General features: G+C 71.0%; 19 protein-coding genes. 9 read left to right on the forward strand and 10 right to left on the reverse strand.

Annotated features, from left to right (window positions below; genetic code table 11):
* Positions 1–160 precede the first annotated feature (160 nt).
* Entirely contained in the window at positions 161–574 is a 414-nt protein-coding gene (locus P0592_RS02790; RefSeq protein ID WP_276272746.1) for an Lrp/AsnC family transcriptional regulator, read from the reverse strand.
* 102 nt (positions 575–676) lie between these two features.
* On the opposite strand from P0592_RS02790, the gene carA reads away from it, so the two are divergent.
* Positions 677–1,723 (forward strand): glutamine-hydrolyzing carbamoyl-phosphate synthase small subunit, encoded by a 1,047-nt coding sequence (gene carA / locus P0592_RS02795; RefSeq protein WP_276272747.1) that lies wholly within the window; start codon positions 677–679, stop codon positions 1,721–1,723.
* 168 nt (positions 1,724–1,891) lie between these two features.
* Here carA and P0592_RS02800 read toward each other — a convergent pair whose 3' ends face one another.
* The gene (locus P0592_RS02800; protein WP_276272748.1) at positions 1,892–3,553 is read right to left on the reverse strand and encodes a histidine kinase N-terminal 7TM domain-containing protein; all 1,662 of its coding nucleotides are present in this window, start codon (positions 3,551–3,553) and stop codon (positions 1,892–1,894) included.
* Positions 3,554–3,672: 119 nt separating this feature from the next.
* On the opposite strand from P0592_RS02800, the gene P0592_RS02805 reads away from it, so the two are divergent.
* Positions 3,673–4,512, forward strand: coding sequence for a DUF8054 domain-containing protein (locus P0592_RS02805; protein ID WP_276272749.1), 840 nt, complete (start codon positions 3,673–3,675; stop codon positions 4,510–4,512).
* Positions 4,512–5,240: a 5-formyltetrahydrofolate cyclo-ligase gene (locus P0592_RS02810; protein WP_276272750.1), complete on the forward strand. Its 729-nt coding sequence runs from the start codon at positions 4,512–4,514 to the stop codon at positions 5,238–5,240. Before P0592_RS02805 ends, P0592_RS02810 begins: the two co-directional genes overlap by 1 nt.
* A gap of 18 nt (positions 5,241–5,258) precedes the next feature.
* On the opposite strand, the gene P0592_RS02815 is transcribed toward P0592_RS02810, so the two are convergent.
* The 3 genes from P0592_RS02815 to P0592_RS02825 form a co-directional block, all read right to left on the reverse strand.
* Complete coding sequence (locus P0592_RS02815; RefSeq protein WP_276272751.1) at positions 5,259–6,665, reverse strand: dihydrolipoyl dehydrogenase family protein; 1,407 nt, start codon at positions 6,663–6,665, stop codon at positions 5,259–5,261.
* An 83-nt stretch (positions 6,666–6,748) separates the two neighbouring features.
* Positions 6,749–9,262 (reverse strand): efflux RND transporter permease subunit, encoded by a 2,514-nt coding sequence (locus tag P0592_RS02820; protein WP_276272752.1) that lies wholly within the window; start codon positions 9,260–9,262, stop codon positions 6,749–6,751.
* A gap of 1 nt (position 9,263) precedes the next feature.
* Entirely contained in the window at positions 9,264–11,195 is a 1,932-nt protein-coding gene (locus P0592_RS02825) for a COG1361 S-layer family protein (protein ID WP_276272753.1), read from the reverse strand.
* A 192-nt stretch (positions 11,196–11,387) separates the two neighbouring features.
* Here P0592_RS02825 and P0592_RS02830 point away from each other — a divergent pair, with 192 nt between their 5' ends.
* Positions 11,388–12,005 carry a TetR/AcrR family transcriptional regulator gene (locus P0592_RS02830; RefSeq protein ID WP_276272754.1) on the forward strand — a complete coding sequence of 206 codons (618 nt, stop codon included), beginning with the start codon at positions 11,388–11,390 and terminating at the stop codon, positions 12,003–12,005.
* Positions 12,006–12,021: 16 nt separating this feature from the next.
* On the opposite strand, the gene P0592_RS02835 is transcribed toward P0592_RS02830, so the two are convergent.
* Positions 12,022–12,564, reverse strand: coding sequence for a HalX domain-containing protein (locus tag P0592_RS02835; RefSeq protein WP_276273905.1), 543 nt, complete (start codon positions 12,562–12,564; stop codon positions 12,022–12,024).
* Positions 12,565–12,672: 108 nt separating this feature from the next.
* Here P0592_RS02835 and P0592_RS02840 point away from each other — a divergent pair, with 108 nt between their 5' ends.
* Positions 12,673–14,121: an HPP family protein gene (locus tag P0592_RS02840; protein ID WP_276272755.1), complete on the forward strand. Its 1,449-nt coding sequence runs from the start codon at positions 12,673–12,675 to the stop codon at positions 14,119–14,121.
* On the opposite strand, the gene P0592_RS02845 is transcribed toward P0592_RS02840, so the two are convergent.
* Positions 14,118–15,281 (reverse strand): NAD-binding protein, encoded by a 1,164-nt coding sequence (locus tag P0592_RS02845; RefSeq protein WP_276272756.1) that lies wholly within the window; start codon positions 15,279–15,281, stop codon positions 14,118–14,120. The genes P0592_RS02840 and P0592_RS02845 overlap by 4 nt on opposite strands.
* 34 nt (positions 15,282–15,315) lie before the next feature.
* On the opposite strand from P0592_RS02845, the gene P0592_RS02850 reads away from it, so the two are divergent.
* The 3 genes from P0592_RS02850 to P0592_RS02860 all read left to right on the forward strand — a co-directional run bounded on the left by P0592_RS02850 (position 15,316) and on the right by P0592_RS02860 (position 18,678).
* Complete coding sequence (locus P0592_RS02850) at positions 15,316–16,614, forward strand: potassium channel family protein (RefSeq protein WP_419181125.1); 1,299 nt, start codon at positions 15,316–15,318, stop codon at positions 16,612–16,614.
* The gene (locus P0592_RS02855) at positions 16,611–18,302 is read left to right on the forward strand and encodes a DUF8167 domain-containing protein (protein ID WP_276272758.1); all 1,692 of its coding nucleotides are present in this window, start codon (positions 16,611–16,613) and stop codon (positions 18,300–18,302) included. Before P0592_RS02850 ends, P0592_RS02855 begins: the two co-directional genes overlap by 4 nt.
* 100 nt (positions 18,303–18,402) lie before the next feature.
* Complete coding sequence (locus P0592_RS02860) at positions 18,403–18,678, forward strand: ubiquitin-like small modifier protein 1 (protein ID WP_276272759.1); 276 nt, start codon at positions 18,403–18,405, stop codon at positions 18,676–18,678.
* Here the strand turns inward: P0592_RS02860 and P0592_RS02865 are convergent, their stop codons facing one another.
* Together P0592_RS02865 and P0592_RS02870 are read right to left on the reverse strand one after the other, a co-directional pair.
* Positions 18,679–20,331 (reverse strand): histidine kinase N-terminal 7TM domain-containing protein, encoded by a 1,653-nt coding sequence (locus P0592_RS02865; protein WP_276272760.1) that lies wholly within the window; start codon positions 20,329–20,331, stop codon positions 18,679–18,681.
* A 71-nt stretch (positions 20,332–20,402) separates the two neighbouring features.
* A complete protein-coding gene (locus P0592_RS02870) occupies positions 20,403–21,341 on the reverse strand; it encodes a GNAT family N-acetyltransferase (RefSeq protein WP_276273906.1) in 939 nt (312 codons plus the stop codon).
* Positions 21,342–21,383: 42 nt separating this feature from the next.
* Here P0592_RS02870 and P0592_RS02875 point away from each other — a divergent pair, with 42 nt between their 5' ends.
* Positions 21,384–21,668, forward strand: a complete 285-nt coding sequence (locus P0592_RS02875; protein ID WP_276272761.1) for a hypothetical protein — start codon at positions 21,384–21,386, stop codon at positions 21,666–21,668.
* 33 nt (positions 21,669–21,701) lie between these two features.
* Here the strand turns inward: P0592_RS02875 and gatD are convergent, their stop codons facing one another.
* Entirely contained in the window at positions 21,702–22,949 is a 1,248-nt protein-coding gene (gene gatD, locus P0592_RS02880) for a Glu-tRNA(Gln) amidotransferase subunit GatD (RefSeq protein WP_276272762.1), read from the reverse strand.
* Between the last annotated feature and the right edge of the window lie 67 nt (positions 22,950–23,016).

The following is a 23,016-nucleotide window of genomic DNA, read 5'->3' on the forward strand; positions in this document are numbered from 1 at the left end:
AGCTCTGTGGCTCGCGTGCCGGGGTCGTCACCGCTCCCGTCGGCCGCCTCGCGCGTCCAGAGTCAGCCGCACTCGGCGGATTCCGGTTCCCGAGTGATCCTACCCCACTCGCTCGTCCAGAATCAGCCTCACTCGGCGGATTCCGGATCCGCGAGTCCACTCACCCAACTCGCTCGTCCAGAATCAGCCTCGTCTTCGTACTCACGACCTCGTCCATCTCGCGGGCACGCGTGATGAGGTCGTTGACGGCCCCGGTGTCGGCGGCGTCGACCACGACCACGATGTCCTCTTCGCCCGAGACCTGCCAGACGAAGTCGACCGCCTGCCACTCGGCGATGCGGTCGGTCACGGCCGCGGTGTCCACGTCCACGTCGACACCGACCTCGATCATCGACTTGACGTTGCCGGTCCGAGTGGCGATGGTGAACCGCTCGATGACGCCGTCCTCGATCAGTTGCTCGACGCGGTTCCGGACGGTTCCCTCGGAGGTCCCGACCTCGTCGGCGATCTCCGTGTAGGGGGTGCGGGCGTCCCGGCGGAGGATCGAGAGGATCTCGCGGTCCAGTTCGTCCATCGAGGTGTGAGGGTACCGCCCCACCCGACTTGAGGATTACGAAAATCGTAACTCGGCTTCGAAAGCAACTCTTATGAACCGGAATACTGTACGCATCTCGTAATGACGGACGCATACGTAGCGCTGGAGGGCGATCGCGTCATCGAGGCGCGCTGTCGCGCTCCGGGGACCGCCCGCGGCGAAGTAGTGTTCACGACGGCGTACACCGGCTACGAGGAGAGCCTGACCGACCCCTCCTACGAGGAGCAGGTGCTGACGTTCTCGTACCCGCTCATCGGGAACTACGGCGTCCGGGAGGAGCGCTTCGAGTCCGACCGCGTCCACCCGCGGGCCGCCGTCGCCCGGGAGATGACCGACGACGTCGCCGAGTGGCTCGAATCGGAGGGCGTGCCCGCCGTCGACCACCTCGACACCCGCGACATCGTCACGGAGATCCGCGACGAGGGGGCGATGAAGTGCGGCGTCGCCGCCGGCCCCGACGTCACCGAGCAGGACGCGCTGGACGAGCTCCACCAGTGCAAGCACATGTCCGACCACACGGACATCGGCGCGCAGGTCTCCGTCGACGACGTGACCGTCCACAACGAGGGCGGCGACGGCGCGACCGTCGCGCTGGTCGACTGCGGCGCGAAGGGCTCGATCATCGAGTCGCTGGTCGAGCGCGACGCCGAGGTCCACGTCTTCCCCTACGACGCCGACGAGGACGACGTGGCCGCGGTCGACCCCGACCTGCTGTTCATCTCGAACGGCCCGGGCGACCCCGAGAACTTCCAGCAGGCCGGCGAACTGGTCGACACCTACGTCGGCGACGTGCCGCTGGCGGGCATCTGTCTCGGCCAGCAGGTCGTCGCCAGCGCGCTGGGCGGCGAGACCGAGAAGATGGAGTTCGGCCACCGCGGCGTCAACCAACCGGTCCGGGACCTCCGCTCGAACCAGGTCGTGATGACGACCCAGAACCACGGCTACACCGTCGCCGACCCCGGCGAGAAGCTCGACGTGACGCAGGTCAACGTCAACGACGACACCCCGGAGGGCCTGGAGAACGACGACCTGGACATCATCACGCGCCAGTACCACCCCGAGGCCAACCCCGGCCCGCACGACTCGCTGGGCTTCTTCGACGACGTGCTGGCGATGGCAGAGGAGTAGGGAGATTCCGAACGGAGTGAGGAATCTCCAGGAAGACGAACGGGGAGCGCAGCGACCCGTGAGGAGTAGGGAGACGCCGAGCGAAGCGAGGGACCGTCGGTCCCTCGAGCAGTCGGGCGGCACGGCCGCCCGACGACGAAGCGAGAGGTCTCCGAAACCGACGCGGCTTCAGGGCCGCCCGGGAAGGCTGACCCGTACCGTCGTGCCGTCGTCGGACGGGGCGAAGGACACGTCGCCCCCGAGCTTGGCGACGCCCCAGCGGACCACCCACAGTCCGATCCCGGTGGAGTGTTCCAGCGCCGTCTCCTGGCCCCGTCGTATCGGGGCCAGTTCCTCCGGCGTGATGCCGGGGCCGTCGTCGTGGATCGCCAGCGTCACGTCGCCGTCGTCTGACTCGACGCTCACGGTCACGTGCGAGCCGTGTTCGAGCGCGTTCTCCATCAAGTTCCCGAGGACGAGTCGGAGGATCGCCGGCTCGGTCTCGCACTTGACTGGGACCGTCGTCTCGACGTCGACGGTGGCGTCGGGGAACCGGACTCGGAAGTCGGCGACGACCGACTCCACGAACGTCGTGACGTCGACCGATTGGCGGCCGGGGGTATCGAGGACGCGCTCGAACTCGCGGGCCTTCTCGCCGGTCGCCAGGAGTCGGTCGGCGCTGCGCTCGATCGTCGACGCGGAGTCGGTGACCTGCCCGTCGTCGGCACGGTCCTCGATGACGTCGGCGTGGCCCCGAATGACGGTCATCTCGTTGCGGAGGTTGTGTCTGATGATACGGTTGAGCACGTCCAGTCGCTGCTCGCGTTCGCGCTCCTGGGTGACGTCCTGGAACACGACAGTCCGGCCGACGGTCCGGCCGCTCGGGTCGGTCAGGGCAGACACCACGACGGAGTACTGCCGCGACCGGCCGGCCTCGCGGACAGTCGCCCACTGGGTCCCGTCGAGGTCGTCGAGCGCGACGGCGACGTAGTCGGTGAGCGGGTCGCCGAGTCCGTCCCGCGTGTCGATGTCGAACAGCGACACCGCGGCGGCGTTTGGCTTGACGATGCGGCCGGCCGTGTCGGTGACCACGACCGGCGTCCGGATGTCGTCGATGGCGTCGCGCTCGGCCGCCCGCTGTGTCGTCGGGCTGGTCTCGAACATATCGCTGCTGAGGAACGCGTAACCGTCCAGCAGGACGTGGAAGGCGAAAAGCGGGGGCGCGAGGTTGAGCGCCGGGACCGGTCCGACGCCCAGCAGCCAGGGGACCAGCCCCGCGGTCGGGGGAGCGGTGCTCAGCGCGACGGCGACCGCCTCGGTCCGGTACAGCGGGCCGTAGCTGACGACCGTCTCGACAAGCAGGAGGACGGCGACGCCGGCACACGTCAGCCCGAAGAGGAGCGTGGCGAACAGCAGGGGTTGGATCCGGTACTGGACCACGGAGAGCCCGAGCGCCGAGGCGGGCTCCGCGCCGGCCCAGAGCAGCGCGTGGAACGGGTGCGTGGCGAACAGGCCGGTCGCGACGGCCGGGACCGCCAGGAGCGCCAGTCGCCGCCAGCCGCGGACGACGGCGGCACGGCCCGTGTACTGTAGACTGAACAGGAGAAACGTCGGGCCGAGCCAGTGCGCGGCGGCCAGCGACAGCGCCTCGATGTGGAGGCGCAACGGGTACGCGAACACCAGCAGGCCCACGCCGTAGGTCAGACACCACGCCGCGACCCCCACGAGCGAGACGGCGAACCACTGGACACCGGCGCTCTGTCGCTGTCGCCGGAGGTAGGTCGCCAGACCGAGTGCCCCCACTCCGGCGACGAGCGACCCACACACGACGACGAGTCCGACCGGTTCCACTGTGTGGGGTGACAGAGCGACGGGCAGACAATAGTCGTTCCGCTCGCAGTCGGAGGGGGCCCCGCCGACGGCGACGCGGGCGGCGTGGACTTTTGTCCGTCCGGATCGAACGCCCGGCTATGAGTTCGGGGTCGCTGCTGGGCCGGGTCAGGAACCCGGAGCACACCGGCGAGAACCGCTGTCGGCCGTGTACCGTGGTCAACGTCGCGATCGCCGCCCTGCTGGCGGCTGCGGCGGCGCTGGTCGCCGTGGAACTCGCCGCCGTCGTCGCCGTCGTCTCGGTGGCGGCGATCGCGCTCCGTGGCTATCTGGTCCCGGGGACGCCGGAACTGACGAAGCGGTACCTGCCCGAGCGGGTCCTGCGGGCGTTCGGCAAGGCGGAGGCTGGCGTCGCCGACCCCGACGACTTCGAGGCGGCGCGACGCGCCCGCGAGTACCACGAGAACTCGGTCAACGAGTGGCTGTTCCTCGCCGACGAGGGTGTCATCACCGGACGGGACGAGGACGCCGAGCTCACGCCGGCGTTCGCGTCGGAACTGGACGGCCACGTCCCGCCGGCCGACGCGGACCTCCGGGAGCCGCTCGCGCGGCTGTTCGACACCGACCCCGACGACGTCGAGATCGACCGCGAGGACTACCCGTCCGTGACCGTCGGCATCCGCATCCGGGAGTGGCCCTCCTGGAGCGCGCTCCGGGTCGACGTGGCCGCGAACCGGGCGCTGTCGGAGTGGACCGACCGCTGGTCGGAGCTGCCGCTCGAACAGCGCGTCGAGTTGGCCGAACGGGTGCGCTCGCTCCGTTCGACCTGTCCCGTCTGTGGCGGCCACGTCGAGCAGTCGAGCGAGGTCCAGACCTCCTGTTGTGGCGTCCACGAGGTCCAGGCCGTGGCGTGTACGGCCTGTGGCGAGCGGCTGGCGGAACTGGACCCGGAGCGACTGGCGGGGCGTATCCGGAACTGATGGACAAGCAGGCGATCCGGGAACGGGTCTGGGACGCGCTCGAAACCGAGGGCGTCGCCCGGTTCCCGTTCCCGCCGCACGGCCGCATCCCGAACGTCGCGCGGGCCGCGGACGCGGCCGAGCGCGTGACCGAGACGCGGGCCTGGGCGGACGCCGAGACGGTGAAGGCCAACCCCGACGCGCCGCAGTTGCCGCTCCGCCGGGCCGCCCTGCGGGCGGGCAAGACCGTCTACATGGCCGTCCCGCGGCTGCGCGATCGGCGGTGTTTCTACGAGCTCGATCCCGCCGAGATCGACGACGTCGAGGCCGCGCCGACGGTGTCGAGCGTCGCCGACCACGCCCGACAGGTCGGCCCCGAGGCCGTCGGGAGCGTCGACCTCGTCGTCTCCGGTTCGGTGGCCGTCACCGAGGACGGCGCACGTATCGGCAAGGGCGAGGGGTTCAGCGACCTGGAGTACGCCGTCCTCCGGGAGCTGGGCCTCGTCGACGACGGGACGCCGGTGGTGACGACGGTCCACGAACTGCAGGTCGTCGGCGGTCCCGACGGCGTCGTCGACGCCGACGTGCCGGTCGACGCACACGACGTGCCGATGGACTACGTGGTGACGCCCGAGCGGACCGTCGAGACGGACACGCCGTACGACCGGCCGGCGGGCGTCGACTGGACGGCGCTGTCCGAGGAGCGGATCGCCGAGATGCCGGTGCTGGCCGCGAGAGCGCCCGACTGAGCGGCCGAGAGCCCGGCGTTACTCGTCCAGCTCGGCCACGCAGTCCCGGATGAGCCCGTCGAGGTTCTCCGGCAGCGTCGGGTGGTAGGCCCGGTCGGGGAGGTCACGGACGTCTAGGCCCATCTCGACGACGATCTGCATCGTCTTGGCGAAGCTGTCGGCGTGGTAGTGCAGGCCCTGCCAGCCCAGCACCGTCCCGTCGTCGGCGTCGACGACGAGTTTCGCCAGTCCCTCGGGGACGTCCTTGGACTTGAAGACGCCGTCGTCGCTGGCCTGCCGCCGGGCGGTCACCACGTCGTAGCCGGCCTCGCGGGCCGTCTCCTCGTTGTGGCCGACGCGGGCGAAGGGGTAGACCCCCAGCCCCGAGAAGATGACGTGGTGGTGGACGTTCTCGTAGGCCTGCGGGGTGCCGCCGGCCTCCTGCCGGAGGATGTTCTCCGCGGCGGTGAACCCCTGCTCCTTGGCGACGTGGAGGATCGGCTCTTTGCCGTTGACGTCGCCGACCGCGTAGACGTGGTCGGCGTCCTCCGTCTGCATCGTGTCGCGGACCCAGTCGCCCTCGTGGGAGATTCCGGCCCGGTCGAGTCCGAGGCCCTCGACGGTGGGCCGGCGGCCGGTGAAGAGGAACAGCTGGTCGGCCTCGTAGGTCGCCTCGCGGCCGTCGTCGAACTCGACGAACAGCCGGACGCCGCCGTCGTCGGTCCGTTCGAGCCGCCGCTCCCGGCAGTTGGTCGGGATCGTCACGTCCCAGTTGTTCTCGTAGATGTCCAGCGCCTCGTCCCCGAAGGCGGGGTCGGCCTCGTCGATGGGCCGGTCATCGTGTTCGATCACCGTGAGTTCCATCCCGCCGGCCTCCGCGAGGTACGGGACCAGCTCCATCCCGATGTAGCCAAAGCCCATCACGATGCCCGAGTCGGGGAACTCGGTGGCGTCGAGCACCTCGGCGCTGGTCATATAGTCCACCTCGTCGATGCCGGGCAGGTCGGGGACGTTGACCGACGAGCCGGTGGCGACGACGACGTAGTCGGCCGCGAACTCCTCGCCGCCGGCCCGGACGGTGTGGTCGTCGACGAACTCGGCGGTGTCGTGGACGAACTCGACGTCGTCCCGTTCGGCCATCTCGTGGATCGAGTCCCGGCGGTGACCGGCCCAGCCCAGCGTGTGGTCGTCTTTCTGTGCGACGACGGCCTCCAGGTCGACGTCCGGGACGTCCCCGACCAGCCGGTGGTCGTGGCGAGCCTGGAACCTGTGGGCACCGGCCGACAGCACCTCCTTCGAGGGCATACAGCCTCTGAGGATACAGAGGCCGCCGCCGGGCTCGCCGTCGTCGATGAGCGTCAGTTCGATCCCGTCCTCGTCGACGAGTTCGCCGGCGACGGCCGCGCCGGCGCTCCCGTACGCACCGATGATGACGACGTGGGTCATACCGGAGGCTAGCGGGGCCGCCGGATAAAGGCTTCAGTGGCGTGTGGGCGGCGGACACGACCCGGGCGGCGGGCCGATCCGCCTCAGTCGTCCGTGTCGGCGGGCCGTCCGGGCCGGGGCTGGTCCATCCCCAGCAGGCCACGGACCGACAGCGGGCGGTTCGCCACGCGGTCCCAGACGACCAGTACGGACGGGAGGACGAGCAGCGACGTGAGGAAGGCGTAGACGATGGACATCGCCGTCAGGATGCCGAACTGGCCGATCGCCGGGAACACCGCCAGCGCCAGCACGCCGATGCCGAACGCGGTCGTGAGCATACTGCCGAGCAGCGCGCCGCCGGTCCCGCGGACGGTCCGGTCCAGCGCCGTCATCAGCGGGTACTCGTGGGTCTCGTCGGCGAACCGGTGGGTGACGTGGACGGAGTAGTCGACGCCCAGCCCGATCGTGATGGCGAGCATCGTCGCCGTGATGGCGTTGAACGGGATCGACAGCAACCGCATCGTCCCCGCCAGCAGGGCGACCGTGACGACGACGGGGACGATGTTGGCGACGCCCAAGGACGGCCGCCCCTCCAGCACGTAGTAGATGAACACGAGGAAGACGAGCGTCCCCGCGAGCGCGATAGCCAGCGACTGGACGGCCGACTCGAAGATGACGTCCGAGACGGCCTGGAACACGACGATGGAGCCGGTCGCGACGGCGTCGTAGCGGAACCGATCGGCCACGTCCCGGGCATCCGCCGTCACCTCGCCGTTGTCGGCACCGGACTCGACGGTGTAGACGACCCGCGTGCTGCGGTAGTCCTCGCTGATGTAGTTCAGCGCCTGCGACCGCGACGACGAGGAGAGCAGGTAGTCGTAGATCTCCCCGAGGTTGTCGTCGGGAACGCCGTTGCCGTCGGCGTCGTTGCGCTCGACGAGCCGGCGGAACTCGGGGTCGCGCTCGGCCCGGCTCTGGACGACCGTGACGATAGAGGTGGACTCCGCGCGCCCGTTCTCGCGGACGAACGTGTCCGGCGGGTCGTCGCCGGCCCGGTAGATCTGTTCCAGCGCCGAGTCCTGCCGCATCGGTCCCTCGACGTAGATGGTCGCCCGCCCGCTCTGGGTCGAGGAGAACTTCTCCTCCAGGAAGTTCGTCCGCTCGGTGACGGTGTAGTCGCTGGGGGCGAACGGCTCCGGGAGGTTCTCGATCCAGTCGGGGTTGTCCTCCGGCGGGAGGAAGTCCTCCTGGGAGAAGGAGGTGGAGACGCCCGTCGCGTAGACGCTCGCACCAGCCGTGAGGACCAGGACCGCGAGCAGGAAGACGACGGGCAGGCGATCCGCGACGACGACGCCGCCGCGGAGGACCCCGCCCAGCGCGGACCCCTCCGATCCGAGCGGCCGGTCGCTGATCGTCGGGATGGGGAACCGCTCGCGGAGCCGGTCCAGCTCCACCTTCGCCGCCGGCAGGAAGATCCCGAAGATGAGGAAGGTGAAGACGATGCCGATGGAGGCGATGTACCCGAAGTCCTGGATCGGTCCCAGCGAACTCGTCAGGTTGGCGGCGAACCCGATGACCGTCGTCCCGGTGACGATGAAGAAGGCCACCAGGAGCTGGTCGGTCGTGATGCGCATCGAGCGGTCGACGTCGGTCCCGGTCGCCTTCTCCTCGCGGTACCGGTTGACCGCGTGGATGCCGAAGTCGATCCCCACCGCCAGCAACAGCGGCGGGATGGCGATGAGCATCTGCGAGAAGGCGATCCCGGCCAGTCCCATGAACCCGAACGTCCAGACGATCGCCATGAACAGGGCGGCCAGCCCAAGCAGCATGTCCGCCAGGTCCCGATACGCGACGGCGAGGAAGAAGAGGATGAAGATGATCGCGGCGGGCACGGTCAGGATCAGCGAGTCGAAGACGACGTTCGAGAACTCCGCCGCGAGGATGCCCGAGCCGAACACGACGATGGTGCCGTGGCCGGCCGACTGGACGGTGAACTGCGCCTGCTGCTGGATCGCCGTCAGCGGGCTGGAGCCGCCCTGGCCGGAGCCGCTGGAGATGCCAGCGGGGATCTCGTGGGTGACGAGCCCGAGCGTCGCCGACGCGGAGGCCGACCCGCGGTTGAAGTCCTCGCTGACCAGCGTCTGGAACTGGCCGTTTGCGGCGGCCCGCCGGACGGCGGCGTCGACCTCGCTCTCGGTCGCGGATTCGAGCGTGCGGATCTGTGCGTCGGTCGTGGTCGCCGTCGGATCGAGCTGTCGGGCGACGATACTGGCCGCACTGGACGTGCCGGTCACCCGCAGGTCCTGGTGCTCTTCGAGGCGGTCCTGGGCGCGCAACATCCGGAGCATCGCGTCCTTCGAGAGGACGTTGTTGCCCTCTTGGATGAGCTGGGTGTTGCCGGTGTCCGGCGAGAACGCCGGCGAGAACTCCGTGTTGACCTGCTCGAAGGCCTCCTCGGCCGGTAGGCCGGTCGTGAACTGGGAGGTGCCGGCGTTCGTCGAGATGTTGCCCAGCCCGCCGCTGAACACCAGCGTCACGACGACGAACGCGAGGATCACCTTCCGGGAGTCCCCGACGATGCGGTCGTCGATCCAGTCGATGTACCGCTGGTGGTCCATCTTACCGGAACCTGAGGTAGCCGCCGATTGCGAACACGCTCACGAGCGCGACCGCGCCGACGGCGATCAGGGGGAGGCCCCCGCCGCCACCGCCGCGCTCGGTCACGTCGACGGCGACCCGGTACGTGTCAGAGACCGGCGTGTCGCCGTCGGGCTCGGTGTACTGGAAGTCCAGCGAGACGGGGTAGGCCTTCGCCATCGCCGTGCCGCTGGCGCTGATGCCGAACCTGAGCGTCGTCGACTCCCCGGGTTCGAGGCGATCGACGTAGGCTTCGTCGTCGCTGACCGAGATGGGCGAGTCGGCGAACAGCTTCGCCGAGATCTCCGTCAGCGGCACGTCCTCGGCGTTGGTGACGGTCAGTTCGACGACGGAGGTGCCGCCGGCCGTCACCGTCGTGTTGGCCGACTGCACGTCGAACTCGTCCTCGCTGGCCGCCACGTCGGCCCGGATCTCGAGCGGGTCGCTCTCCTTGCGGTCGCCGTTGTCGTCCCGGTAGACCGCGACGAAGTCGAACTGGCGCGGGCCGGCGTCGGCGCTCTCGCTGGCGTCGACGCCGAAGCTGACCGTCCCGGACTCGCCGGGTTCGAGGGTGCCGACTGCGTACTGGGTCTCCTGGGGCGAGAGGTTGCTGTGGTCGCTGCGCCAGTTCACCACGAGGTTCTCGACGGTTCGGGGACCCTCGTTGGTGAACGTCGCCGCCAGCCGGCCGTCCTCGCCGGCCTGGAGCGTGGCGTTGACCTCGCCCATCGAGAACTCCTGTTCGGGCTGGGGCCGGAGGCCGAGCGCGAGGCCGTCGTCGACCCCGGCGTCGCCCTCGGGGTCCTCGTACTGGATCGTCGTCGAGAGCGCGTACTCCCGCTGGTCGGCGTCGCCGCTCGCGGTGGCGTCGACGACGACGGTCTTGGTCTCGCCGGCCGCCCACTCGCCGACGTAGCGGGTCGTCGAGCCGGACCCGCCGAACGTGATGTCGGGGCTCTGTGAGCCGACGGTGACGGTGGTGTCGCTGACCGTCACCGGCCCGTCGTTGCGGAGGACCACGGTGTACTCGCCGGTGTTGTCGACGGCCACCGCGCTCGACGTCTCGACGACGGAGAACGACTGTTCGGGGTCGGGCGCGATGCCGACGGAACTGCCGACAGACTGCTGTCGCGCCCCGTCCGTGTCGTCGAACGCCACCGACAGACCGAACTGGTACGGTTCGGGTTCGGCGTCGCCGGAGGCGCTCACGCGGTAGCGGAACGTCCGCCGTTCGCCCGGGTCCCAGGCGTCGACGTACCGGGAACTCGCCGCGCCGCCGCCGACCCGGAGGGCGTCGTTCTCGCTCTCCAGCGTGACTGCGGCGTCGCGAGCGGCCTCCTCGCCGGTGTTCTCGACGGTGACGGCGACGGTGCCGGTCGAACCGACCCGGGCGTCGGACTCGACGTCGGTCACGTCGAAGGTGGCGTCGTCGGACACCCGGACGGTGACGAACTCGGTCGCCTGGACGCTCCGCTCGTCACGGCTCCCGGTCGTCTCCGAGATGTAGCTGGTGTACTCGTAGCTGAGCTTCACCGGGATCCGGTACGTCCCGGGCTCGGCGTCGTCGTCGACGCTGACGTCGAAGCTCACCGTCGTCGTCGGCCCCTGCGCGAGCGACCCGATGGATCGCTCGGAGGTCGTGACCGAGATCGGCGCACCGCCGTCCCGAACGGCGACCTGCAGTCCGCGGGCGGTCGTGACCTCGCTGTTCAGTGCGGGGTTCTGCGCGGACCCCGAGTCGACGGTGCCGGTGTTGACCAGCACCACGTCGAGGGTCGTCTCCTCGCCGGAGGTCACCGTGTTGTCGGCGAGCGTGGCGTCGATGTCCGGGCTCCCGGTGACGGCGGCGGCCGCGGTGCCGGCAGCGACGAGGAGCGCGACGAGCGTCAGCGTCAGTGGAATGCGTGTTCTCATGGGTTTTGTCGTGGAGGGTCGTCGAGATGGTGCCCCGATATCAGATCGCGACGGCCCATCCTGGGCGATGGGTCGGCGGGGCGCTCTGCCCAGCGTCTGTTCTCGCCTCGAACGAACGTTCGGTCAAACATCAACGTTCCGGTCGGCGTTCGCACGAAGCCTTTTTCCCACCCGAACGAATATTCGGTCGGGATGACCGAGGAGATGCCGTTCACCGGCGAGCCCGCCGACTCACACGAAGCCATCATGCGGGCGACGTTCTACGCGCTCCAGGAGCACGGCTACGCGGGCCTCTCTATCCAGCGGATCGCCGACGAGGCGGAGCTGAGCAAGTCGACGTTCTACCACCACTTCGACGGCAAGGACGACCTCCTGTTGTCGTTCGTCGAACACATACTCGACGAGTTCGAGCGGGTCTACCGGCTGGAGTCCAGCGGCGACCCGGCGGCGGATCTCAGGACGTTCTTCGGGCTCATACTCGGGGACTTCCCGGTCACCGACGAGATGCCCGACCAGTGGGAGTTCCTCGGAGCCTACGTCGAACTGCGCGCACAGGCCGTCAGGAACCCCGAGTTCCGCGCGAAGTTCACCGAGACGGACCGGCGGTACGCGGACCGGGTCGCGGCGATCATCGAGGAGGGGATCGAGCAGGGCGTCTTCCGCGACGTCGATCCCGACCGGACCGCACAGTACCTCCTGACCACGCTCGACGGGATCACGATGCAGGGCGTGAGCCGGACCGACGATCCCGTCGGACCGATGCGGGAGTGCCTCGAAGCCTACATCGCGGACGAACTCCTGCTCGACTGAGCCCCGCGGGACGGCGCTATCCCCGTTCGATCTCCTGGTGAGTGGCGACGATCTCGTCGAAGTCGTCCAGCTCCGCCCGGAGCTCCCACTCCAGTTCCGCCGCCCGGTCTTTCAGCGCGCCGTACTCGGCGCTCTCGGCGAGCTGGGTCTCGGCTTTCTCCGCCTCGAGGACGGCGAGCTTCGACGTGATCTCGAAGTACTCGTCGAGGCGCTCGTCCTCGCCGGCGGTGTCGAGGTGCTGGTCGAGCGTCGCGAGCAGCGTCGCCTGGTCGACCGGCTTCCGGAGGTAGTCGTCGAACGACATCTCGAGGATGTTCAGGTCCGGGTCGACGGCGGTCAGCATCACGACGACGCCGTCGTACCCCTGCTCCCGGAGCCGTTCGAGGACCTCGTCGCCGTGGACGTCGGGCATCCGCCGGTCGAGCAGGATCGCGTCGACGCCCGGCCCCGCGGCGTCGAGCGCCGCCTCGCCCCCGTAGGCGACGCTCGTCTCGTAGTGCTCCCGCAGCCGAAGCGCCTGCGTGTCGGCGACGTCCGGCTCGTCGTCGACGACGAGCACGTGGCCCCCAGTCCCGTCTGACACGGTTGCCGATACCGGGTTCAGCAGTATAGGTCTTGTCGACTACGAGCGGTGCGCTTACGGTTCCGGTGGCGTTACTCGGTCGGTATGAGAGAGCGGGTGGTCGAGCGACTCCGCGCCGTCGCCCGTCGAGCCCGCCGGATCGAGCGCCGCGAGCTGCGGGAGTTCCGCCGCTGGGCCGAGACGACCGATCACCTCGTCCACCTCTCGATGCTGGTGTTCGTGCCGCTGCTCATCGGGCTCGTGACGGCCCTGGCGAACGCGGTGGAGACGCTCACCTTCCTCCTGTTCCCGCCGCTGGCCTCCGGGACGTACACGCTGTTCGTCGACCCCCGCGGGAAGTACTCCGAGCCGGTGCGGTTCGTCGCCGGCCTGACCATCGGCGCGATGTGTGGCCTGGGGGCGCTCCGGATCTCACAGTGGCTGCTGTGGTCGCCGCCCGGCCAGTTTCAGGTGGCGGCCGCGGCGGCCGCGCTCGCCGTCTTCGCCACCGGCGTCGTCACGTGGCCGCTGAACATCGAGGAGCCCTCAGCGTACTCGACGGCGCTGCTGACGATGCTCGTCGAGCCGTCGACGCAGGTCCCGTACCTCCTGAGCATCTTCTGTGCCAGCGGCCTCGTCGCCGTCGTGTTCGTCGTCTGGCGCGACCGGTTCTACGACCGGCGGGCGACGGTGCTGTACGAGTCGACGACCGGCGACGACCACGTGCTGGTCCCGATGCGGGGGGAGGTCCCGGGACGGACGGCGATGCTGGCCGCGCGCCTCGCCGGCGCACACGAGGCCGGGAAAGTGGTGCTGCTCGACGTGGTCGACGACGCCGAGGTCGCCGAGCGGGAGCGGGCGCTGCTCGCCGGGCCGCGCGGCAACAGGCAGGTGACGCAGGCGGAGTTCGACGACGTCAGCGAGACGCTGCGCGAGCAGGTCACGCGGCTGGAACAACGCGCCGCCCGGGTGGAGACGCAGGTGGGCGTCCCCTGTCAGGTGGTCGTCGCGAGCGGGGACGAGGCCGACGCGACGGCGACCCTGCGGGCGGCCGAGGCGGCCAACTGCGACCTCGTCGTCGCCCCCTACGAGAGCCGACACGGCGCGCTGACACCGTACCTCCGGCAACTGTTCCGGGGGGACGTAGACGTACTCGTCCACCGCTCCGGGGGCGAGCGCACCCGGTGGAAGCGGGTCCTCGTGCCGGTCCGGCGGGCCAGCGACGTGGCCCACAACATGGTCGACTTCGCGACCCGACTGGCCGCCGAGACCGGACAGGTGGCCGTCGCCACCTGCATCGGGGAACGTGCCGACCGCCGCCGCGCGGAGTCGATGCTCGCGGACCTCGTCGAACCGTTCGAGGGACCGATCGAGACCCGGGTCGCGCGTACCGACATCCAGTCGTTCCTCGGGGAGGCGAGCCCGCAGTACGACCTCGTCGTCATCGGGGCGAGTCAGGACCGCAGCGCCGCCTCGCGGCTGGTGTCGCCGCCGACGTTCGAGCGCCTGGAGCGGGTGGAGACGGACGTGGCCATCGTCGACCGGCGGGGCTAGAGGTCCCGCTCGCGCTCGACGTCCAGCAGGTGGTCCGCGACGTTCTCCATCCCCTCCCGGCCCAGCGCCGACTGGACGAGCAGGTGCCCGCCGATGACGGCGGGGCTGATGACCGTGTCCGCGCCCGCCCGCCGGAGCTTCTCGACGTTCTCGCGGTCGGTCGCGGCCGCGACGATGGTGAGCTCGGGGTTGAGGTTGTTGGCGGTGAGGATGGCCAGCGCGTCCTGTGCGTCGTCGTTGGTGGCGGCGACGGCGGCGCTGGCGTCCTCGATGCCGGCCCGCAACAGCGGGTCCTCGTCGCTCGGATCGGCGGTCAGCACGGCGACGTCGCGCTGTTGCAGGCGGGCCGCCACGTCCGAGTCGGGCGTCACGACCACGAAGTCGGTCTGCCCGGTCAGTTCGTCCAGAATCGGTTCCGTCAGGTCGCCGTAGCCGAGGACCACGATGTGGTCCTCCAGCAGGTCCAGTTGTGCGTCGGTCATGTTTCCGAGTACCTCGGAGAAGCGCTTCTCGATGGCGGGGCCAAGCAGCGACCCGAGCGCGATGGCGAAACTCGCCGTCCCCAGCACGACGACGGACATCACGAACAGCCGGGCCTGCTGGGACTGCGCGCTCACGTCGCCGTAGCCGACGGTGCTTGCGGTGACCAGCGTGAAGTAGAACGCGTCGGTCAGCGACTGCACGCCGCCGAAGTCCTCCCGGAGCGCGTACGTGCCGACGGTGCCGTACACCTGCGCGCCCAGCAGCGCCGCGCCGGCGGCCAGTTGCGTCTGCGAGAGGTCCAGTCCCCGGTCGAACCGCCGCCGGTTCAACAGGAGCGTCGGCAGGGAGACGAGCGACAGCACCACCAGCGGCAGCGAGAACGCCGAGCTCTGGACGAGTCCCTGGAGGGCCGACACCGGCAGCAGGACGACCGTCAGGTACCACGCCAGGCGGAGCCGCCGCCGGAGGCCGACCACGCTCACCAGCAGCGAGAAGCCCGTCAGCGCGCCGGTGAACCCCGCTGTCCGCTGGATGCTCCGGGGGACGTACTCGGCCAGCGGGCCGGCGATGGTGACGTCGGTGATGTTGACGACGCCGGTCGCGAACGACAGCAGGGCCACCGCCGCCGGAAGGACGACCGTCGCGCGCGCACCGAGCCAGTCCCGCGGGCTGTCCATACCCCCCCTGAGTCGGTGGGTCCGTGTAAATGTACTGTCCTGTCCCGGGTCGCCGGGGGCAGGCGTGCGCGCCGGAACGACTTTGGTATCCGATACACTGGGTGGGGACATGGCTTCCCTCCCGGTCGAGATCCTGCTCGGCATCTACCTCGGCCTGCTCGTCGGCGTGGTGCCGGCGCTGGCGTCGTGGGCGCTCGGCTTCGGGTTCAAGTACTTCACCGGAGTGACGCTTCCGGGCTTTGCCGTCGCCGTGCTCGCGATCGCGCTGGCCGGCGTCAGCGGCGGCCTGCTCGCGCTTGCCGACCGATCGATCACGCAGGCCCCCGACGCCGAACGGATCGTCACGGCGATCGTTCTCGTCGGAATGGTGTCGATGTACGCCCACGCGAAGGGCGACCAGATGGGGGCGGAGTTCCCGAAACGCCTCTCGCTGAAACAGCTCCGGGAACAGCGCCTCTCGCGGGACGTGGTGGAACTGATCGGCGGCCGCGACGAGGTGCGGATCACCGTCGTCGGCGAGGTGGCCGACATGGAGGGGTACCCGCCGCTGTCGGAACCGCTGCGGGCGGAGATCCGCGGCGGCGAGTGGACGTTCCCCGCGGACCTCCGCATCGGCGAGCTGGAAGAGCGCCTGGAGGAGCGCCTGCGCAGCGAGTTCGACCTCGGGGACGTCTCGGCCACCATCGACGAGCGCGGCCGGGCGACGGTCGTCGCCGCGCCGCCGTTCTCGGGGCTCTCGAAACGCGTCGCCGACGGCCGGCACGCCGTCTCCGTCGACGCCCTGCTCCCGACCGGGCTGGCGCGCAACGACGAGGTGACGCTGCTGACCCCCGACGCACAGGTCCGTGGCACCGTCGTCAGCGCGAACTGCGCGGACGCGGGCGAGCCGAAACCGGTCGAGACGCCGGACGAGCCGGCGACCGACGCGGAGAAGCCCCCGACCGCGGTCCGGGCCCCGACGACCGACGGCGGCGAGGGACGGCTCACCGTCGCGGTCCGTCGGACGGACGCACAGCCGCTCCTGCGGGCCTCGACGGCGAAGGTCGTCGTCGAGCCGCGGGGGACCCGCCGGGAGTACGAACTCGTCTCGCTGCTCCGGCGAGCGGGCAGCCGCTTCCGCCGGCTCACGGTGCGCGAGGACGGTGCGCTGACCGACCGGACGCTGGCAGCGGCGACGGTGCGTGACACCTACGGGGTGGCCGTGCTGGCGGTCCGCTCGGACGGGACCTGGCACGTCGCGCCGGCGGGCGAGACTGCGGTCGGTGCCGGCGACGAACTGTACGCGGTCGGGAGCCGCGACGCGCTCGACGAGTTCGCGGAGGCGGTCGCGTGATCCCGCTCCAGGCCGGGCTGACGATGGACGAGCCGATCCGTCTCGCGGCGGCGCTGCTCGGCGTCGGCGTCGCGGCCGCGGCGGCCGCGGGCGGCGTCGCCGCCGGCTACCGCTGGTACGTCCGCGAGCGGGTGCCGAGCGGACTGGGGATGCTTTTCGGCCTGACCGTCGTCGCGGCGTACCTCGGGACGACCGGTGCCCTCGGGGAGGTCGTCGTCGGACAGGACGACGTGCTCGCGACGAGTCGCGTCCTGCCGAACCTCGCGGCCTTCGCCGTCGGCGCGACGGGCGCGGCCGTCGGGACCCGGACCGGCGACCGGCTCGGGACGGACATCTTCGCCGCGACCGGCGGCCGGAACGTCGACGCCGACGTCAGCGAGATCGTCCAGACGGTCGGCCGGGTCACGTCGGTCCACCTCCCGGAGGAGATCGACGACGTCGTCGGCTACGACCCGGTCCCCGACGAGACGAAGGCGAAGCTGGCCGGCCGGCGGTTCCTGTTCCCCCGGCGGCTCACCGAGTCGGAGCTGCGCGAACGCCTGGTCTCGCGGCTCCGGACCGACTACGGCGTCGGCCACGTCGACCTCGAACTGGCCGCGGACGGCACCGTCACCTACCTCGCCGTCGGGTCCCGGGCCGCCGGCATCGGGCCGACGCTCCCGCCGGCGACCAACGCCGTCCCGATCCGCGCCGACCCAGCCCACGCCGCCAGTTCGGGCGACCTCGTGCAGGTCTGGTCGACCGAGCCGCTCCAGCGCGTGCTGACGGGGGAGCTGAGGGGCGTCGCCGGCGAGGTCGTGACCGTCGCCATCGACGCCGCCGACACGCCGAAACTCGACCCCACCGAGGAGTACAGACTGGTGACGCTGCCGGTCCAGGACCGGCCCGACCGGGAGTTCGCCGCCTTGCTCCGGGCCGCCGACGAGACGATGAGCACGGTCACCGTCGAGCCGGGCAGCGACCTCGTCGGCCGGCGGGTCGCCGACCTCGGCGTGACGGTCGCGGCCGTCACCACCGAGGACGGGGAGCCGGAGACGATTCCGCCACACGACCGGGTGCTGGCGGCCGGCGAGGTCGTCTACGCCATCGCGACGCCGGACGCCATCCGCCGCGTCGAGGAGGCGGCGGCCGGCGGCGACCCGACCACCGCGGACCGAGCGGAGCCCGGTTCGTCGGCCGACGCGGACGACGAGTCCGGTGGCGAGGGCGGTGACGGCGAGGTGCCGCCGGCCGAGGGCGAAGACGAACCGCCGGGAGCGGACGACGGCCCGCGGACCGGCGATGGACCGGGCGACGAGCGGCCGGACGACGGGACGCCCGAGGGGATCGCCGGCGACGGTCGAACCGATGACCGGCGGCAAGCGGACAGCACCGGCCCGGACGAGGACGACCCCGACCGGAGCGAGGACGCCGCGGGCGACACGGATCGCCCCGACGACCGAGCGCCCGGGTCGCCCGGCGACGACCGGCGGTCCGGGAGCGACGACGGGGACGTCGAGGTCTGGGACCCCGCGGAGCGCGTCGAAGCGCCGGACTCGCCGACCGACGACGACGGCGGATCGGCGGAGCCGGACGACGAGGGGACGGGGATCGACGACGGGCAGACCGACGGCGACGCGGACGCGACCGGGCGTGATGCGGACGAGGCCGACGAGCAGTCCGGCGACGCGTCGTCGGGCCGGAACTGATCGGTACCGCCGTCCCGCGCGACCGGGCGACGGCACGACCGTAGCGGGACCGCGGCGGGCGGTCGCAATCCTCTTGTCGTCGGCCCGGTGTCTGTCGACCATGGAGTGGAAACTGTTCGGGCACCTCCGCGAGGTCGCCGGCGGTGGCGCGGTGGCCGTCGACCCGGGGACGGACCCGACGGTCGGGACGGCCCTCGACGCGCTGCTCGACGAGCGGCCGGCGCTGCGCGAGGAGGTGTTGGCCGACGGCGACCTGGCGGACCACGTCCGGGTCCTCGTCGACGGCGAGGACCCGTTCGCGACCGGCGAAGGCCTGTCGACGCCGGTCGAGACGGACGCGGAGCTGGCGCTGTTCCCGCCCGTCAGCGGCGGGTAGTCACGCCGTCGCGTCGGCCCGGGCACCGGTCACGACGATCCGAGTGCCGTCGTCGTAGCCCGTGTCGATCGTCGCCTCCCAGCCGTGGGTCTCGGCGAGCATCCGGAGGTTCGGGAGCGTCAGTCCCGCCTCGCCGTCCGGCACCGCCTGCCCGTACTCGAAGAAGGGGGCGGGGTCGTCGCGGTCCGGCGGCTCGCCGTCGTCGGTGATGGTGAACCCCTCGTCGGTGGCCGCGACGGTCACGGCGTCGGCCCCGTTGTGGGCCGCGAACGTGAGGCCGCTCTCTAGCAGGTTTCGCAGGCGACTCGGGTCCGCAGCGACCTCGCCGTCGGCGTCGACGGAGACGTCGAGGCCGTCCAGGTCCGCCGCCCGCCGCGCGTCTTCGGTGACCTCCCCGAGCGCGACCGTGTCGACCCGCTCGACGGTCTGTCCGTGGCGCGCCAGCCGCGCGAGGTCGCTGACGATGTTGGTCATTCGCTCGGCCGTCGAGGAGGCCGTGCGCAGCGACTCCCGCGCGGTCTCGACGTCGTCGTCTTCGAGCGCCTCGCCGGCGATGTTGACCCGGCCCCGGACGATCTGGAGCGTGTTGAGCATCTCGTGGCGGATGGCCGCCGCGATCCCCTCCAGTTGCTCGTTCTGCCGGGACAGCTCCCGGCGCTGGCGTTCGACCTGCGTCACGTCCGAGACGACGACCATCCGGCCGATGTCGACCTGGCCGAGCGTGAACGCGGTCGTGCTGACGAGGTGGTACCGCGTCTCCCCGTCCCGCGTGCGTTCGAGGATCTGGTCGTCCGTCTCCAGCGCCCCCGCCACGTCGGGGAGGGCGTCGCCGAGCGGCCTGCCGGTCGCGCCGTCGAGCGCCGGGAACAGGTCGGCGGCCAGCCCGTTGTACTCCCGGATCCGGCCGTCGTCGTCGAGGTAGATCACCGGGTCGTCGACGCCGTCGGTGAGCTGGACGGCCAAGAACTGCGTGTCGAAGACGTAGAGGACGCCGAGGGCGAAGACGGCCACCCCGAGCGGTTCGTAGTTGATGTCGATGAGCCGCTGGCTCGTGAACCCGACGATGTCGAGGACGACGGGGACCCCGGTGAGGCCGACCAGCGCCGCCAGCGGCCGGGTGTCGTAGTCCGCCTCCAGGAACAGCTCGTACAGCATGAAGAACCCGACCGCGACCAGCGCGTACGAGAGGCCGGTCACGACCCAGTGGAACGTCTGGTGTTCGATGGTGAGGTGTGGGAACGGCGTCGTGACGTACAGCGTCCGGAAGTAGAGCCCGTGGATCGGGTTCGTCACCTTCACCGCGACGATCGCGAGGTAGACGGTGACCGCCGCCCGGCGGTAGCGCGTCGTCCGGTGGAAGGACCGACCCGTGTAGGCCGACGCGAAGTAGAGCCACGCGCCCACGGTGGTCAGGCCGACGACGAGGCTGGCGAGGTACGCCGCGTACTTCGTCGCCGACGTCGGGGCCAGCAGGTACGCCAGTTCCAGTGCCGCCCACCCGCCGCTCCCGACCAGGAGCCCCACGAGCCCCCGTCGCGTGTCCGAATCCGAGACCCTCGTCGCCCGCGGCAGGGCGAGCAGACACCCCGCCGTGGCGAGTGCGTACGCACCGACGTACGCGAGATACGCGGTCGAGACACCGAAGACAGCCATCTACGGGTACCAGTCGCTGAACTGATTTGAGTCCTTGGGCCGACCTTCACTTCGTGATAACCGGACGGCGGTCAGGTCAGGTCCGCCGACAGCACGAAGTCCGGCCAGTCGGCCACGTCCGCACGGACGGCGGCGGCCTCCGCCACGTGCCGGGGGGTCTCCGGGATCAGGACCCGCGTGCCGTCGGCGTCGAGGGCCGCGGCGTCGGCCCGGACGGCGGCGAACAGGGCGCGGGCCGCGTCGGCGTCGGCCCACGCCCCGACCGCGTACTCCGCCAGCCGCTCGTCGGCCCCCGGGTCGACCGTCTCCCGGACCCGCGCGGCCATCCCCCGCGTGCCGTCGCCCCGGACCGCGAAGACCGCCTGCTCGTCGGCCAGCCCGTGCAGTCGCTCGCGGGTCAGCTCCGACAGCGCCCACGTCCGGTCCAGGTCCAGCGCCAGCCCCGCGAGGGCCGTCCGGGCGTCGCTGTCAGTCCAGTACTGCCAGGCTGCGTCGGGGTCGTCGGTCACCGTGTACCCGTCGGTCGCCGCGGCGTCCGGGTCGGGGGCAGGGTGGACCCAGCGGAACTCCGTCGTCGGCTCGAACCCGACGGCCAGCGACTGACCGAGGCCCGCGTCGTTCCACGAGAACACCATGTTCCGCCCGACCGTCGCGCCGCGCTCGCGTGCCCACTCGAAGAGGTGGTCGACCATCGCCGACCCGAACCCCCTCCCCCGGTAGTCGGGGTCGACGCGGATGCCCTGGAACCACGCCTCGGTGTCGGTCAGGAGGACCGCCTGACAGAGCCCCGCGGCGGCACCGTCGGCCTCGACGACGACGGTGTGCTGGTCCGGGCCGTCGGTGGCGACCCACTCCTCGAACACGTCGGGGACGTAGTCGGCGGTGTCCGGCCGGTCGGCCCAGACCGCGTCGGCGAACGCCGCCACGTCGTCGTAGTCGTCGGCCCGCGCCTGTCGAACGGTCGCGTCCATACCCGGGCGTCGGCGGCCAGCGGCAAAAACCCACGACAGGCGGCGACGGCTACTTGACCCGGGCGACCGTCGTCCCCGGCGATGGACGGACAGCGTCTGGGTGCGGTCGGAATGGCCGGCGTCGCCGTCGGGAACGCGCTGCTCGCGGTCGGGAACCTCCTCCGGGCCAGCGGTACCGCTCTCGTCGCGAGCAGCGCCGTGGCGGGCCTCTTCGCCGCCGCCGTGGCGGCGCTGTGGTGGCGTCGCGGCGGCGAGTTCGACCTCCAGTCGGACGCGCTCCGCGAGCGGCTGCCGGTGCTCGTCCTCGGCTGTGGCGCGGTCGTCCTCGTCGTCGGTGCGGGGACGCTGGCGCTCGCGGTCGGGTAGCCGTCCGCCGGCGGTCGCGGGCGCGACAGCGACCTACAGCCAGGGCGTCGACCGCCGCTGTATCTCGCCGGCCAGCGGATCGGCCATCGCGTCCTCGACGTCGCCGGCGTTGGCCAGCGCCCACATCAGCTTCACCTTCGCGGTCCCCGGGAGCATGTCCTCGCCCTCGACGACGCCGGCCTCGAGCAGGTCCCGTCCCGTGTCGTAGACGCGGTCACAGACCCGCCCCTCCAGACACTGGCTGGTCATCACGACCGGTACGTCGAGGTCCTCGATGGTCTCGATCCAGTCGGTGTTGACGTGGCCCAGCCCCGTCCCCTCGAGGACGATCCCGGCGGCCCCCTCGGCGGCCGCCTCCAGCAGCTCGGTCGACATCCCGGGCGTGAACTTCACGAGTTCGACCTCGGTCTCGACGTCGTCGTGCAGGGCGAGGTCGACGCCGCCGCGCTCGGCGTACTCGCGGCGGAAGGTGACCTCGTTGTCGCCGTCGACGCTGTAGTCCACCTCGCCGAGCGGCTTCGCGCCGACGGTCTCGAAGGCGTCCCGGCGGGAGGTGTGGTTCTTCCGGACGCGGGTGCCGCGGTGGAGCGCACACCGGTCGTCGGACTCGTCGGCGTGCATACAGACCAGCACCTCCGCGCAGTCGGACGTGGCGGCCTCGACGGCACAGACGGCGTTCATCACGTTGTCCGAGGACGGCCGATCCGCGGAGCGCTGGCTCCCCGTGAAGACGACGGGGACCGGCGTGTCGAGCATGAAGGCCAGCGCCGACGCGGTGAACTGCATCGTGTCGGTGCCGTGCATCACGACGACGCCGTCGGCACCGGCCTCGATCTCGTCCCGGACCGCCCGCGCGAGGTCCTGCCACACGTCCGGCGTCATGTTCTCCGAGAGGATGTTCGCGACCACGCGCCCGCGGTAGTTCGCCATCCCGGCGAGGTCGGGCACCGCCCGCAGCACGTCCTCGGCGTCGAACTGCGCCGTCACCGCGCCGGTGCGGTAGTCGACGGTCGAGGCGATGGTGCCGCCGGTGGAGATGAGCGACACCGTCGGCAGGTCGTCGTCGAACTCGATCTCGGACTGGCCCTCCTCGTCCTGTGCGCTCTCGACGTCGTAGACGTCCGACTCCAGCACCTCGACGTCGGCCCCGTCGCGGTCGACGCCGACGTTGTAGCCGCCGTCGAGCTTCACCACGACGTGCTCGGGCGTGCTGGACGGGAGCAGGACGCCCTCGTAGGACTGGTCCCCGCGCTCGACGCGGACCCGGTCGCCTGCGTTCATAGCCGACCGTTCCCGCCGGCGTGACTTGAACCCACTTGTTCGCGCCGCAAAGGCCATACGTCCAGCG

Origin of the sequence: Haloarcula litorea, from assembly GCF_029338195.1 — an archaeon.
GTDB lineage: Archaea > Halobacteriota > Halobacteria > Halobacteriales > Haloarculaceae > Haloarcula > Haloarcula litorea.